The following is a 14,607-nucleotide window of genomic DNA, read 5'->3' as shown; positions in this document are numbered from 1 at the left end:
TCACAGACGTATCAGTGGTGGGCCGCAGTCACCACATTCTCCACACCAATAGACATGGAACTGCGACCTTCCGGTTGCATGATGCCCCCCTCGGCATCGTCCTATGAACGGGGCCCCCTCCCCGTCATCACCGGCAACCGGCTCCGTGCCCCCCCAAGTGCCGCGTATCCGCAGCATCTTGAAAACCAGGTTTCTACGGTGTCAGGCATGATCGCAAGATGCGAAACGCGGTGTTTACCGGTCATACGCGTTCATTGTGGCCCCTGTGGGGGCCTTGTGGGGAGGTTGTGGACAGTCGGGCACGGATGTTGCCGAAGTGCTCCCGTATAGCCCCCTCTGCCCGTATCGCATCCCCGGACCGTACCGCATCGAAGATCTCCCGGTGCTGCCTGCAGGTGATCCACGGATCCCGCGGCACACCCCCGAGATCCGTGCGTACGCGGTGGAAGGCGTCCCGGAACGCCTCCAGCACCTCGCTCAACAACACGTTGTCCAAACCCCGGTACAAGGTGGCGTGAAACGCTCGGTCGGTGTCGGCCAGGCCGTCGCCTCCGTGCGCGGCCTGTTGTTCCATACGGCTCACGAGCCCGTCCAGTTCAACGAGATCGGACTGCGGCAGCCGCCCCGCGAGCCGCGACACGAGCCCCGTCTCCACCGCCTCCCGGAGCTCCAGCAACTGCAGCAGCGAGTCCTCGCCCCGGTAGTGCCCGGCGACCGTACGGAACGCGAGCCCCTCGACCATCGGCGCCAGGGACATCGGTCCGACAAACGTCCCGAACCCGTGCCGGATCTCCACGATCCCCATCGCCTGCAGCGCCTTGAGGGCCTCGCGCACCGAGTTCCGGCTCGCTCCCAGGTACTCCATCAGCTCGGGCTCGGTGGGCAGCGGCGCCCCCGGGGCCAGCCGCTCGTCGAGGATGAGCCGCTTGATCCGCTCCTGGAGGTCACGGGCTGCCATGGGCGAGAGGGTATCCGGCCAAACGGCCAGGAAGCGCCCCGTTCGCCCGGGGGACTTTCGTGACCTGGGATTTCCCTGCCCCCCCCGGACACCTCTCGTACGTCCTGACAGCCCTCGTACGTCCTGTCAGCGCGCCCGCCGGCTCTGTCAGCGGGATGTCCGCGGCCTGTCAGCGCCTCCCTGCAGAGTCCTGCTCATCGAGAACGGCAGGCAGCTGACGAGGAGTTGAGATGTCCTACGCGATCCGCGCCGAGGGGCTGGTCAAGAAGTACGGGGACTTCACCGCCCTGGACGGGGTGGACCTGGAGGTCCCGGCTGGCAAGGTCGTCGGCGTCCTGGGCCCCAACGGTGCCGGCAAGACCACCACCGTGCGCATCCTGGCCACGCTGCTGCGGCCCGACGCGGGCCACGCGACCATCGGCGGGCACGACATCGCCAAGGACCCGGTGCGGGTACGGCAGCTGATCGGGCTGACCGGCCAGTACGCCTCGGTGGACGAGACGCTGTCCGGCGCCGAGAACCTGGTCCTGATCGGCCGGCTGCTCGGTCTGTCCCGGCGGGACGCGAGGACCAGGGCCGCGGAGCTCCTGGAGAACTTCTCGCTCACCGAGGCCGCCAAGCGCCCCATCGCCACCTTCTCCGGCGGTATGCGCCGCCGGCTCGATCTGGCCGCGAGCCTGGTCGGCCGGCCCCGGATCCTCTTCCTGGACGAGCCCACCACCGGACTCGACCCGCACGCCCGCCAGGAGGTCTGGGACGTGGTCAAGGGGCTGGTCGCGGACGGCTCCACGGTCCTGCTCACCACGCAGTACCTGGAGGAGGCCGACCAGCTCGCCGACTCCATCACGGTGTTCGACAAGGGCCGCAAGGTCGCCGAGGGCCGGCCCGGGGAGCTCAAGCGCCGCGTCGGCGGACAGATCCTTCAAGTCCGCCCGACCGTGCCGGCCGACGTTCCGCAGGTGGCCGCGATCCTGGCCGAGCTGTCCGGGCATGCCGCCGCCGAGGAGTCGGGCGTGCTCACCGTGCCGGCCGACGAGCCGCTGCTGGTCTCCGCGGTCGCCCGCCGGCTCGACGGCGCCGGCATCTCGGCCGACGAGCTCGGGCTGCGGCTGCCCAGCCTGGACGAGGTGTTCCTCGCCCTGACCGGCCACGCACCCGCCGTGGCCGCCACCGAACCGGCCGCCGTCTGACCCCCGCCTCTCCCCACCCGGAAGGACTCCACCGTCATGGCCACCGACATCCTCACCACCCCCGACACCGCTGCGCCGTCCGCCCCCGCCAAGCCTGCCCGGATCGGTCTCGTGCCCACGCTCCACCACAGCCTGGCCCTGGCCGGACGGGGCGCCACCAAGTTCCTGCGCTCCCCGCTCCAACTGGTCGACGTGGTCCTGACCCCGATCATCTCCCTGCTGATGTTCGTCTACCTCTTCGGCAAGGCGATCTCCGGCGGCGACCAGGACGCCTACGTGCAGCTGATCGTCCCCGGCGTCATGGTGATGACCGTGTTCCAGGCCAGCATCGGCATCGGGGTCTCCCTCAACGCGGACGCGAGCACCGGCATCTTCGACCGGTTCCGTTCCATGCCGATCGCCCGCTCGGCCCCGCTGATCGGCGCCGTCCTCGCCGACTTCGTCCGCTACGCCGTGTGCCTGGGCACCCTGGTCGTCCTCGCGCTGATCATGGGATACCGCCCCGACACCACCGTGCCCGCCGCGCTCGCCGCCCTCGGTCTGCTCATCGCCTTCGCGATGTCCTTCTCCTGGATGTCGGTGTGGCTCGGCATGGTGGCCAAGACCCCCGGTTCCGTACAGGGCCTGATGACCATCCTGGTGCTGCCCCTCACCTTCGCCAGCAACGTCTTCGTCCCCGCCGACGACATGTCCGGCTGGCTCCGCGCCTGGTCCGACGTCAACCCCGTCTCCCTCATGGCCGACACCACCCGAGGCCTCCTCGGCGACGGCGCCGTCGCCTCACCCCTGGCGGGCAGCCTGGCGTGGATGGCCGGCATGGTCGTGGTGTTCCTGCCCCTGGCGATGCGCGCCTACCGCAAGAACAACGGCTGACCCGGTGACCCTGCTCGACGGGGTGGGCGCCGCACATCACGTGCGGCGCCCACCCCGTCGTCGTGCTACTCCACCCTCACCGGAGCCTGCACCGCCCGGACCCCCAGCGCCTCCCGCTCCAGCCAGTCCCGCGCCTCCGCCCGAGGCATGGCCGCCCCCGTCCCGTACGCCGTGCGATACCCCTCCTCGCCCAGCGCCCCGACCATCCGCCTCCGATGCCCCTGGAGCTCCGGCTCCCCGGCGTCGAAGGCGCCGCGCATGACCTCACTGATCCCGAACGCGGTCGCTCCGGCGGTCGGGTCGCCCTCCAGGGTGCGCAGACCGCCCAGGAGTTCGGCGACCCAGGCGAGGCCCGCCCCGGCGCCCTGACCGAAGAGAGCGCCCGCCGCCCGGGGGAGCAGAGCCCGGGCCTCGGAGGCGCGGCCTTCGGCGAGATGGTTCTCGACGCGGGTGCTGACGACCAGGTCATGGGCGAGTTCGGCGAGGTCGGGGCGGCGGCGGGACAGCGCCTCCAGGTGGTCCAGGGTCCGGTTCGCCTGGTCCACGTCCCCGGACATCCGGTGCGCGTTCGCGAGGCCGACCAGGATGTTGGCCTCCAGCCGCAGCTGGCCGCGCTCCCTGGCCTGGCGGTGTGCGGCGCGCAGATCACGGAACGCGCCGTCGAGGTCTCCGCTGCGCCGCCGCTCACGGGCGAGTCGGGCCTTACTGAGATAGAGGTAGTCCTCGGTGCCCAGTTCGGAGCTGAGGACGACGGCCCGTTCGAAGGTCGCGATGGCCGAGGCGTGCTCCCCGCGCAGGGAGTGGTCACGGCCGATCGGCATCAGCGCGAGCACGATCCCCCACCGGTCACCCACCGCCTCGAAGCCCCGCAGCGCCTCGATCCGCGACGGCACCCCGGTCTCCAGGTCGCCCTGCTCGGTGAGCGCGAAGTCCCGCGCGAGATGGGCGCTGGCCCGCACCCACGGATCGGACGAGGCGAGCAGATCGTCAGCCGTCGGCGAGCTGCCCCCGAAGGCGACCTGGGACATCCGCAGGAGCAGCCCGGCGGGATGGAACTCACGGTCCACCGCCGAGTCCCCACCCAAGGCCGCCGGGCCGGCGGCGGACTCGGCCACGGCCGCCAGATGGGTCTCGAGCCGGCTGCCCATCCCCCGTATGCCCCAGTACCAGAACATCGCGGCACCGAACCGCACCGCCGTCTCCCGGTCCCCGGCATCCCGGACGAGCCGCAGCGCGTGCGTGAGGTTGTCGTGCTCGCTGTCGAAGACGGCGGTGGCGCGCAGCTGTGCGCCGGTGCGCAGGAGCGGTTCGTGCCGCTGGGCCAGGGCCAGGTGGTACGCCGTGAAGCGGGCCGTGAGGTCGTCGCCGGACTCGGCCAGGCGCCGGGCCGCGTACGCGCGGACGGTGTCCAGCATCCGGTAACGCGGCTCACCGTCGGCGTCCCGGACCTCCTGCACCAGCGACTTCTCGATCAGCGCGCCGAGCACGTAGAGGACGTCGTCGGCGGGCAGCTGCGGGTCCGAGCAGACCGTTTCCAGGGCCGCGAGCGTCGCCCCGCCGGGGAAGGCGGACAGTCTGCGGGCGAGGATCCGCTCCGGTTCGTCGAGCAGGTCCCAGCTCCACTCGACCATCGCGAGCAGGGTGCGCTGACGCGGCAGGGCCGTCCGGCTGCCGGAGGAGAGCAGCCGGAACCGGTCGTCGAGGCGGCGCGCGATCTGGTCCACGCCCATCGACCGCAGCTTGGCCGCGGCCAGCTCCAGGGCGAGCGGCATCCCGTCCAGGCGGCGGCAGATCTCCAGGACGGCGTCCAGGCTCGACTCGTCGAGGGCGAAATCCTGCCGGACCCCGGCGGCCCGGTCCACGAACAGCCGGACCGCGGCCGCCGCCATCGCCTCGGCCGGCTCGGGCGACCCCGTGGGGACGTCCAGGGGCCCGAGATGGAACAGCGACTCGCCGTTGATGGCGAGGGGCTCGCGGCTGGTGGCGAGGATACGCAACTCGGGCAGGCGTGCGAGGAGTTGATCGGCGAGCTCGGCGACCGCCTCGACGACGTGCTCGCAGTTGTCGATCAGGAGCAGGGTGTCGCCACTGCCGAGGAGCTCCGCCGTCCGCTCCACCGCGGAGGCCTGCTGGGCCCCGCCGCCCTCGTACAGCCGGCCGTCGGTGGAGCTGAGCGCACCGAGCACCACGTCGGCCAGCTGGTCGAGGCGGCTCACACCCGCGAGGGGCACGAAGCGGACGCGGTCCCGGGCGTGTGCGGTGTCCCTCGTCGCGGCCTCCAGGGACAGCCGCGTCTTGCCCGCGCCGCCCGGGCCGACCAGGGTCACCAGACGGGCCGAACCCATCAGATCCGCGAGCCGGTCCAGTTCGCCGTCACGGCCGACGAAGCTGGTCAGCCGGGCCGGCAGTCGGCTCGGGGCGTTCGTGGGCCGTGCTGCCGGACGCTCCAACTCGCCGCGCAGCAGCGCGAGATGGATCTCCCGGACCTCGGCCGACGGATCGACGCCGAGCTCGTCGCCCAGCCTGCCGCGCAGGTCCTCGTAGACGGCGAGGGCATCGGACTGGCGGCCCGCCGCCGACAGCGCACGCATCCGCAGGCCCGCGAGGCGCTCGCTCAACGGCCGTCGGGCGCCCGCCGCCTCGAGGTCGGCCAGGACGTCGGCGTAACGCCCCGCCCGCAGCTCGGCGTCGAAGCGGTCCTCGACGGCCGCGGCCCGCAGTTCGTCGAGGCGGGTGGCGGCCGCGCCCGCGAACGGGGCCTCCAGCACATCCGCGAGGGCCTCGCCCCGCCACAGGCCCAGCGCGGCCGTGAGTGTCCGTGCCGCCTCCTCGGTCCGGCCTGCCGCGAGGGCGTGTCTGCCCCGGCCCGCCAGGTCCTCGAAGCGGTACGTGTCCACGTCCTCTTCCTGTACGGAGAGCCGGTAGCCGCCCGCCACGGCGTCCACCGTGCCGGTGCCGCGCAGGGCCTTGCGCAGCCGGGACACCAGGGCCTGCAGCGCGTTGGCCGCGTCGGCGGGGGGCTGCTCGCCCCACAGTCCGTCCACCAGGGAGTCCACGGAGACCGGGCGGCCGGCTTCGAGGGCGAGCCGGGCGAGCAGCATCCGCAGCCGCGCGCCGCCGATGTCGACGGAACCGTCCCCGCCGTGCACCCGCACCGAGCCCAACAGATCCACCCTGAACATGCCAATTCCCCCACCCGCTGAGCCGCCCCTCGACCCCAACGCGCGCTAAGGATCACCCACTTGACCGCCCCGGTAAACCCCCGCCCAGGCCCCCACAACACGAAAGGCCCCTCACTTGAGTGAGGGGCCTTCGTTGTCTGTGCGCCGCCAGGGACTCGAACCCCGGACCCGCTGATTAAGAGTCAGCTGCTCTAACCAACTGAGCTAGCGGCGCCTACTGACCCGGAGAACTCTACCCGATGTTTAGGAGTGCTCCGGACCGCCTCACCAGGGGCGGAGTGGTCGCCGTACATCATTCGGACCGTCAACATGCGCGTCGGGAAGACAGTTGAGAAACTGACGAATGTGCACAGTCGCGGACATTTCCATCTGGAGTGTGAGGGGAATCGCATGGAGGCTCCGGGATTCAAGGAACCGGCATTCGAGGAATTCGATCCCATGAGCGACTGCCCCGGATGCGTTCACTGGAGGCGCGTACTGCCGCATTCCCGCACCGGCACCCACCCGGCGGCCCACCGCGCGGTCGTTCTCGCCGCGGCCGCCTCCACCGTCCTCGTCGGCCACGCGGCCCCCGCCCTCGCCGCTCCGCACGCCCCCAGCCACCCCGCCCGTCCCGGCGTTCCCGCAGGTGACGAGCCCGACACCCCGCAGGGCGGCAAGACCCCGCTGCACGGCCCCGGCGGCAAACCGGCGGTGATCAGGACACCGGCCACCACCCGCGCCGAGATCATCACGCGAGCCAAGAACTGGGTCGCCGCGCAGGTCCCGTACAGCATGTCGGAGTACTGGTCCGACGGTTACCGGCAGGACTGCTCGGGCTTCGTCTCGATGGCCTGGAACCTGCCGGGCAACGAATGGACGGGCAGCCTCGACCAGTACGGGGTGAAGATTCCCAAGGACGACCTCCAGCCCGGCGACATCCTGCTGTTCCACAATCCGGCGGACCCCGAGAAGGGCTCGCACGTGGTCATCTTCGGCGGCTGGACGGACTACACGCACACCTACTACATCGCTTACGAGGAGACCCGCCCGCGCGCCCGCAAGCAGGCCACCCCGTACGCGTACTGGAGCAACTCGGTCCGCTACACCGCCTACCGCTACAAGGGGCTGATGGCGGGCACGGCGGGCAGCGACAAGCCGAACGAGCCGTCGGCGACGGAGGCCGCCCCGTACCCCGGCGCCGCCTACTTCGGCCCCGGAGCCAACAACAAGTACGTCACCGAGCTGGGCCGCATGCTCGTCGAGCGCGGCGCAGGCCGCTACTACACCTCGGGCCCGGGCCCCCGCTGGACGGACACGGACCGCCGTGCCACCCAGGCCTTCCAGCAGGCACAGGGCTGGCAGGGCCGGGACGCCGACGGGCTGCCGGGGCCGCAGACCTGGACGCTGCTGGCGACGGGCCAGGGCAAGGACATCAAGACCGGGGCGACCGCGCCCGCCGCACCGGGGCCACCCTCCTCGCACGGGGTGTCCGGCTATCCGGGACGGGCGATGTTCCGGCCCGGCGTCAGCAACAAATACGTCACCCTGCTCGGAAAGCAGCTGGTGAAGAAGGGGTTCGGCAAGTACTACACGACCGGCCCCGGTCCGCGCTGGGGCGAGTCGGACCGGCGAGCCGTGGAGGCCTTCCAACGCACCCAGGGCTGGCGGGGCGGCGCGGCGGACGGCTATCCGGGGCCGGAGACCTGGCGGCGGCTGTTCGCATAGGCCGCTGTCCCGCAACAACCCATCCACTGTCATGACGTTTCTGGCGCGGAGGCTGGAGGCACGCATGAGCACGACCACTTCCCACACCCCCTCATCGACACCGGAGCCCGAAGGGCCTGCCGAGACGACCACCACGTCCCGGCCCGCCCGGCTCATCCAGAACGAGACGACCACCGAGATCCCCGTCCATCTGCTGTTCCGCGACGACCCGGACCATCCGGCACCGGCGTCGCTGGGCCCCGCGGTCGTGGGGCGCCGGCAGGGCACCGGCGAGCAGCCGCGCTTCCGGCGCCCGGTACCGGCCAAGCCGCGCCCCGTGGCCCAAGTCGACCCGGACCTCGTGGAGCGGCCCGCGCGGGTGCTGCCCGGCTCGGCGGGGGTACTCGCCGGGACCTGCGGGATGGCCGGGTGCGTGGCCACCTCGTGGTGGGCGGGTGTGCTCTCGCCGCTCGCGGTGGAGGCGCTGCGGCTGCCGGAGTTCGTCGGGGCCGGGCTCGGTCCCGCCCAGTGGGCCGCGTACGCCGGGGCCGGTGCTCTGAGCCTGTTCGGCTTCGGCGGGCTGGCCCGCGGGCGGACCGGGCGGGCCTGGGTGCTCGGCCTCTTCGGCCGCTACCGGGGCACGGTCCGGCGCACCGGCCTGATGTGGGTCAACCCGCTGTTGCTGCGTCGCCGGGTCGATGTCCGGCTGCGGCACTGGCGCAGCGAACCGATGCCGGCCGCCGACGGCAACGGGGTCGCGCTGCGGGTGGTCGTCCTCGTGGTGTGGCGGGTGCGGGACACCGCGCGGGCCACGCTGGGGGTCGAGGACCACGAGACGTATCTGCGCGAGTGCGTGGAGGCGGCGCTGGCGCGGGTGCCGGTGGAGCCGCCGGGCTCGGCGAGGGCGTCGGTGGACTCGGCGACGGACGCGCTGACCCGGCTGGTGGCGGCGGACGCGGGGCCGGTCGGCCTGGAGGTGTTCTCGGTGCAGCCGGTGCGCGTCGAGTACGCCCCCGAGGTCGCCCCCGCGATGCACCGCCGCCGGATCGCCGCACTGGACGCCCAGCACCGGTCGAGCGTGCTGACGTCGGTCGTGGACTCGGTGGAGGACACGGTGAGCCGGCTGACCATGCGGGGCCTGGTGGAACTGGACGACTACGAACGCAAGGCGCTGGTCAAGGACTTGACGGTGGCGTTCTGCGCGGGGCGCGGGGAGACGGGTCAGTGATTGGTCTGGACATGCTCAAGTAACGGCAATAATCTGGGACTTGGTCTAGACCTGCACGGCTCACTGAACTTCCCCCACGTTCTCCAGGGAGCGGCAGCATGCGCAAAAAGACCAAGTGGTACGCCGCCGTGCTGGGCCTCAGCACGGCCGGAGCCCTCGTGCTCTCCTCCGGCGGCGCGAGCGGACACGGATACACCGACCTCCCCGTCAGCCGGCAGAAGCTCTGTCAGAACGGCACCGTGACCAACTGCGGCGACATCCAGTGGGAGCCGCAGAGCGTCGAGGGCCCCAAGGGCTTCCCCGGTTCCGGCCCGGCCGACGGGACGATATGCAGCGGTGGCCACAGCCGGTTCAGCCAGCTCAGCTCGCCGAAGACCCCCTCGGGCGGCGCCTGGCCCACCACCAGGGTGACGGGCGGTCAGAGCTACACGTTCCGCTGGCAGTTCACCGCACGCCACGCCACCACGGACTTCAAGTACTACGTCACGAAGGCGGGCTGGAACCAGAACCACAACCTGGCCCGCTCCGACCTCAACCTGACCCCGTTCCTCACGGTCCCGTACAACAGCCAGCAGCCCCCGGCCACCCTCTCCCACAGCGGCACCCTGCCGTCGGGCCTGAGCGGCCACCACGTGATCCTCGCGGTATGGACGATCGCGGACACCGGCAACGCGTTCTACGCCTGCTCGGACGTCACCTTCTGATCAACTCCGGTAGGGTCCGCGTTCCGTGAATCCCTACTTCAACATAGTGATGCCCCTGATGATCGCCCTCCTGGTCTGGGGCGGGTACGCACTCGTACGCCGGACCAGGGAGCGGCGAGCCGCCTGGGAGAGCGGACTGACCGCGCAGGCGAGGGTGGTGCGCGCCTGGGCCACGACCCAGATGGTCAACAACGTGGCCCGGCGCGTGCAGTGGCACGAGTACGACTACACCACCGGCGACGGCCTCGCGGTCCGCTTCAAGGAGAGCGGCGGCCCCCGGGACCGCGACAGCGGCGAGGAGGTCCTCGTGTACTACACGCCGGCCGACCCCGAGAAGGCCACCGCGTCCGAGCCGCAGCCCGGCAAGGACACGGCGGGCATGGTGTTCGGACTGTTCTTCATCGGGGCGGCCGTCATCGCGATCCTGTACGCCTGGACGACCGTGCCGGAACTCTGAGCCTTACTTGAGACAGTCCGGCATCCCCGGCGGGTACGTTCCCTCCACGATCAGTACTTTGACCGGGGGAAGCACCATGGACGTCCTCTTCTACCTCGTACCCAGCCTCATGCTGGCCGGGGTCCTCTACCTGTCCTACCGGGTGCTGCGGCGCTCGCTGCAGATCCGCAGCGCCTGGAACAGCGGACTGACGGCCGAGGGGCGCTGTCTGCGGGTGTTCACGACGATGCACGGCGGCGGTGGCGACTCGTCCGTGAGCACCACGCTGCACCATGTCTACGAGTTCACCGCCCGCGACGGCCGCACGGTCCGCTTCGAGGAGGAGAACGGCCCGGCGACCAACCTCGAGGGCGACTTCGTCACCATCCACTACGCCGAGGGCCAGAACGTGGTCGCCACGGCCAAGCCGCCGCAGCGTGGCAGGCTGGCGGCGTCCACCGTGGGCATCCTGGCGTTCCTCGGCGTGTTCGTGGTGTTCTGCGTCGGCTTCATGGTCACGTTCCACGCGATGTCCGACGAGTTCGGATTCGGCGACGATGGCGACGACACCTCCAACACCGTCGTCGTGGACGGCGTGACGCTGACCCCGTGACCCCTGGCCCCGCGGCTCTCCACATCTGACGTCCCATCAACTACCGTGCGCCGCCATGGAGTCCAACAGGCGCACGGTCGCGGAACTCGTCGCCGCCCGGTGGGACGACCACCGGCCGGGGCTGTGGTTCGAGGAACGCACGCTCACCCATCACCAGGTCGCGGCCGCCGTCGCGGCCCGGGCGGCGCTGCTGACCGACCTGCTGCCACCGGGCGCCCATATCGGCGTCCTCCTCGACAACACCCCTGAATACCCCCTCTGGTTGAGCGCGGCCGCCCTCGCCCGCGCAGCCGTCGCCGGCATCAACCCCACCCGCCGAGGTCCCGAACTCGCCCGCGACATCCTGCACGCCGAATGCCGCGTCCTGGTCACCGAGCCGGCCCAGCTGCCTCTGCTGGAGGACCTCGAACTGCCGGGTGTCCAACTGCTGGTGACCGGCACCGAGGAGTACGACGCCCTGCTCGCGCCGTACGCGGACGCCCGGCCGGACGCCTCCGCCGCGGCCCCGAGTGACTGCCTCCTCCTCTACTTCACCTCGGGCTCCACCGGCGCCCCCAAGGCCGCGATCTGCACACAGGGCCGGCTGGCCGCCGCGGGGCGCTCGCTGGCCGACCAGTTCGGGGTCCGGCCCGACGACGTCCACTACGTCTGCATGCCCATGTTCCACGGCAACGCGGTGATCTCCGACTGGGCGCCCGCGCTCGCGGCCGGTGCGGGGGTCGCGCTGCGGCGGCGGTTCTCGGCGTCGGGGTTCCTGGCGGACGTACGGCGCTACCGGGCGACGTACTTCACGTATGTGGGCCGGGCCGTGCAGTACCTCCTCGCCACCCCGGAGCGCGACGACGACCGGGACAACCCGCTCCGCATGGGCTTCGGCACCGAGGCCGGGGCCGTGGACGCCGCGGCCTTCGAGCGGCGGTTCGGGGTGCGGTTGGTGGAGGGGTACGGGTCGTCGGAGGGCGGGGCGGCCGTGCAGTGGTCGCCCGGTACGCCTTCCGGTGCCGTCGGGCGGGCGGGGCCCGGGCTCGTCGTACTCGATCCGGAGTCGCGCAAGGAGTGTCCGGCGGCCCTGTTCGACGCGGCCGGGCAGCTGCTCAACGGCGACGAGGCGATCGGGGAACTGGTCAACCAGGGGCCGAACCCCTTCGAGGGGTACTGGCGGAATCCGGAGGCGGAGGGGGAGCGGCGGCGGGACGGCTGGTACTGGACGGGGGACCTGTTCTGCCGGGACTCCGACGGCTACCTCTATTTCGCGGGCCGTACGGACGACCGGCTGCGCGTCGACAGCGAGAACCTGGCCGCCGCGATGATCGAGAACATCCTGGCGCGATACGAGGGTGCCGGCGCCGTCGCCGTGTACGCGGTGCCGGATCCGGTGACCGGGGACCAGGTGATGGCGGCGATCGCCGGGAGCTTCGAACCGGAGGGGTTCGCCGCGTTTCTGGCCGCGCAGCCCGACCTCGGGACGAAGATGGCGCCCCGGTTCGTCCGGGTCGTGGAGCGGATGCCGGTCACGGCGACGAACAAGATCCACCGGGCACTGCTGCGGAGAGAGGGCTTCCGGTGCACCGATCCGGTCTGGTGGCGCCCGCCCGGCGAACGCACCTACCGCAAGCTCACCCGCAAAGACATCGAAGGACCCCTCGCTCCCACGAGAGGCCCCTCTGAAGTGCGCCGCCAGGGACTCGAACCCCGGACCCGCTGATGCTGTATCCCCTGGGGGATAACCCCCAGACCCCCAGCCGCTGCCGCGCGCCCCCAGCTGCTCCTGCGGGCGGCGCTGGGGGAGAACTCCCCGTCATGCCGAAGGGCCCCTCGCTCCCACGAGAGGCCCCTCTGAAGTGCGCCGCCAGGGACTCGAACCCCGGACCCGCTGATTAAGAGTCAGCTGCTCTAACCAACTGAGCTAGCGGCGCATGACTCTCGCCAGCTGCATTTTCTTGCTTCGCGGCTGGCGACGAAGAAAATACTACCCGGTCCTTGGGCGTGCTTCTGACCATCGGTGGGTGGTGCTCAGATGGCGAGGCTCAGCAGTACCGGGGCCGCGTTCCTGTTCAGGGCGTCCGCCGCCTGGCGGAGCCGGTGGGCGTGCTCGACCGGGAGTGAGAGGGCCAGGCAGCCCACCGATGAGCCCGCGGTGATCGGGACGGCCGCGCAGACCGTGCCCACCGCGTACTCCTGGAGATCGAGGTGGGGCACCGTCGGCGGCTGGGACTCCAGACGGGACAGCAGCAGCTTGTCGCTGGTGATGGTCCGCGAGGTGAGGCGGGCCATCTTGTGCCGGGAGAGGTGGTCGCGGCGGCTGTTGTTGTCCAGCTGGCCCAGCAGGCTCTTGCCGAGCGCGGTCGCGTGGGCGGAGTAGCGGAAGTCGACCCACTCGTTGACCACCGGGGTCGTGGGCCCGTCCGCGTACTGGGTGATGGTGACCTCGCCGTCCACGTAACGGCTGAGATAGACGGCCGCGCCGACCGAGTCGCGCAGTCGGTCCAGCGTGCGCTGGAGTGTCTCGCGCAGGGCCTGTTCACGGTCGTGCGCGGAGCCGAGGCGGGTCAGCGCGTCCCCCGTGACGTACGCGCCGTCGGCGACCTGCTCGACGTAACCCTCGCGGCGCAGCATCAGCAGGAGCGTGGTCAGGCGCTCCGGGTCGATGGCGGTCTGCTTGGCGAGCTCGGTGTCGGTGACTCCGGTGGTGTGCCGCGCCACGGCCTCCAGGACGCGAAGGGCGTCCTGGGCCGAGTGGTACGGCGCGGTCGGCTCGTGCTTCAGCGCCACGGTGTTCCCCCTGCGCTCTACTGGGCCGTAATCCGGACAGCGAATCCTCTCTACGATAAGGGGCAAGAGGCTTGAAGTGAGGGCCTGTTGATGAGATTCCATCCCTCTCAGCAGGGACGCTGACCCGTTGGCATATGCCAGAGTCATGCCCCAGCTGCTGGACCTCGCACATCGGGCCCTTCACTTCTTGTACTCAGAGCACCGCGCTGAGAAATTCCCGCGTCCGGTCCTTCGCCGGCTCGCTGAAGATCTTCTCCGGCGGACCGGACTCGATGATCCGCCCGGAGTCGAACATCAGGACCTGGTCCGAGATGTCCCGGGCGAAATTCATCTCGTGGGTCACACAGAGCATCGTGATGTCGGTGGAGCGGGCGATGTCCCGGAGCACGTCCAGGACGCCCGCGACCAGCTCCGGGTCCAGCGCGGAGGTCACCTCGTCCAGCAGCAGCACCTTCGGCCGCATCGCCAGCGCCCGCGCGATCGCCACCCGCTGCTGCTGCCCGCCGGAGAGCTGGGAGGGACGGGCGTCGCACTTGTCGGACAGGCCCACCAGGTCGAGCAGCTCGCGGGCGCGCTCCTCCGCCTCGTCCTTGGACATGCCGAGCACGGTGACGGGCGCCTCGGTGATGTTCCTGAGCGCCGACATGTTCGGGAACAGGTTGAACTGCTGGAACACCATCCCGATCTGCTTGCGGACCTCGCGGACCTGTTTCTCCGGCGCAGGGAACAGCTGCTGCCCGTCGACGGTGATGATCCCCTCGTCGGGCTTGGTCAGCGTCATCAGCAGCCGCAGGATCGTGGTCTTGCCCGACCCGGACGGCCCGATGAGGGTGACGTGTTTGCCGGCCTCGACGGAGAAGTCCAGATGGTCCAGGACGGTGTTGTCCCCGAACCGCTTGGTGACCTGCTCCAGGCGGATCAGCTCGCCGTCGGGCCGCTTGTCGGCGGGGTTCATGTCGGGGGTC

12 protein-coding genes and 2 tRNA genes are annotated in these 14,607 nt (G+C 71.0%); 8 read left to right on the top strand and 6 right to left on the bottom strand.

The features are described 5' to 3' along the window. Positions 1-241: 241 nt before the first annotated feature. Positions 242-958: a FadR/GntR family transcriptional regulator gene (locus OHU89_RS19740; protein ID WP_405644620.1), complete on the bottom strand. Its 717-nt coding sequence runs from the start codon at positions 956-958 to the stop codon at positions 242-244. Positions 959-1,188: 230 nt separating this feature from the next. Between OHU89_RS19740 and OHU89_RS19735 the strand changes: the two genes are divergently transcribed. Continuing rightward, a complete protein-coding gene (locus OHU89_RS19735; protein WP_266891929.1) occupies positions 1,189-2,148 on the top strand; it encodes an ATP-binding cassette domain-containing protein in 960 nt (319 codons plus the stop codon). Between the two features lie 36 nt (positions 2,149-2,184). Next, positions 2,185-3,021 (top strand): ABC transporter permease, encoded by an 837-nt coding sequence (locus OHU89_RS19730; RefSeq protein WP_405644618.1) that lies wholly within the window; start codon positions 2,185-2,187, stop codon positions 3,019-3,021. A gap of 65 nt (positions 3,022-3,086) precedes the next feature. Here OHU89_RS19730 and OHU89_RS19725 read toward each other — a convergent pair whose 3' ends face one another. Together OHU89_RS19725 and OHU89_RS19720 are read right to left on the bottom strand one after the other, a co-directional pair. Then, positions 3,087-6,203, bottom strand: coding sequence for a BTAD domain-containing putative transcriptional regulator (locus tag OHU89_RS19725; RefSeq protein WP_405644616.1), 3,117 nt, complete (start codon positions 6,201-6,203; stop codon positions 3,087-3,089). Between the two features lie 140 nt (positions 6,204-6,343). Next, positions 6,344-6,417, bottom strand: a tRNA-Lys gene (locus OHU89_RS19720). A 224-nt stretch (positions 6,418-6,641) separates the two neighbouring features. Here OHU89_RS19720 and OHU89_RS19715 point away from each other — a divergent pair. From OHU89_RS19715 to OHU89_RS19690, 6 genes are all read left to right on the top strand, one after another. After that, positions 6,642-7,910: a peptidoglycan-binding protein gene (locus OHU89_RS19715; protein WP_405644614.1), complete on the top strand. Its 1,269-nt coding sequence runs from the start codon at positions 6,642-6,644 to the stop codon at positions 7,908-7,910. 64 nt (positions 7,911-7,974) lie between these two features. Further along, positions 7,975-9,117 (top strand): SPFH domain-containing protein, encoded by a 1,143-nt coding sequence (locus OHU89_RS19710; RefSeq protein WP_405644612.1) that lies wholly within the window; start codon positions 7,975-7,977, stop codon positions 9,115-9,117. Positions 9,118-9,215: 98 nt separating this feature from the next. After that, positions 9,216-9,821, top strand: coding sequence for a lytic polysaccharide monooxygenase (locus OHU89_RS19705; RefSeq protein ID WP_405644611.1), 606 nt, complete (start codon positions 9,216-9,218; stop codon positions 9,819-9,821). Between the two features lie 49 nt (positions 9,822-9,870). Then, positions 9,871-10,278: a DUF3592 domain-containing protein gene (locus OHU89_RS19700; protein WP_405644609.1), complete on the top strand. Its 408-nt coding sequence runs from the start codon at positions 9,871-9,873 to the stop codon at positions 10,276-10,278. A 58-nt stretch (positions 10,279-10,336) separates the two neighbouring features. Continuing rightward, positions 10,337-10,870: a DUF3592 domain-containing protein gene (locus tag OHU89_RS19695; RefSeq protein ID WP_405644607.1), complete on the top strand. Its 534-nt coding sequence runs from the start codon at positions 10,337-10,339 to the stop codon at positions 10,868-10,870. A 55-nt stretch (positions 10,871-10,925) separates the two neighbouring features. After that, a complete protein-coding gene (locus OHU89_RS19690) occupies positions 10,926-12,575 on the top strand; it encodes a long-chain-fatty-acid--CoA ligase (RefSeq protein WP_405644606.1) in 1,650 nt (549 codons plus the stop codon). 137 nt (positions 12,576-12,712) lie between these two features. On the opposite strand, the gene OHU89_RS19685 is transcribed toward OHU89_RS19690, so the two are convergent. The 3 genes from OHU89_RS19685 to ehuA all read right to left on the bottom strand — a co-directional run bounded on the left by OHU89_RS19685 (position 12,713) and on the right by ehuA (position 14,597). Then, a tRNA-Lys gene (locus OHU89_RS19685) sits at positions 12,713-12,786 on the bottom strand. 97 nt (positions 12,787-12,883) lie between these two features. Beyond that, entirely contained in the window at positions 12,884-13,642 is a 759-nt protein-coding gene (locus OHU89_RS19680; protein WP_266891945.1) for an IclR family transcriptional regulator, read from the bottom strand. Between the two features lie 193 nt (positions 13,643-13,835). After that, complete coding sequence (gene ehuA / locus OHU89_RS19675) at positions 13,836-14,597, bottom strand: ectoine/hydroxyectoine ABC transporter ATP-binding protein EhuA (protein ID WP_405654568.1); 762 nt, start codon at positions 14,595-14,597, stop codon at positions 13,836-13,838. Positions 14,598-14,607: the final 10 nt, after the last annotated feature.

The organism is Streptomyces sp. NBC_00019 (assembly GCF_045041015.1).
GTDB lineage: Bacteria > Actinomycetota > Actinomycetes > Streptomycetales > Streptomycetaceae > Streptomyces.
This window is presented reverse-complemented; position numbering and strand designations above follow the sequence as displayed.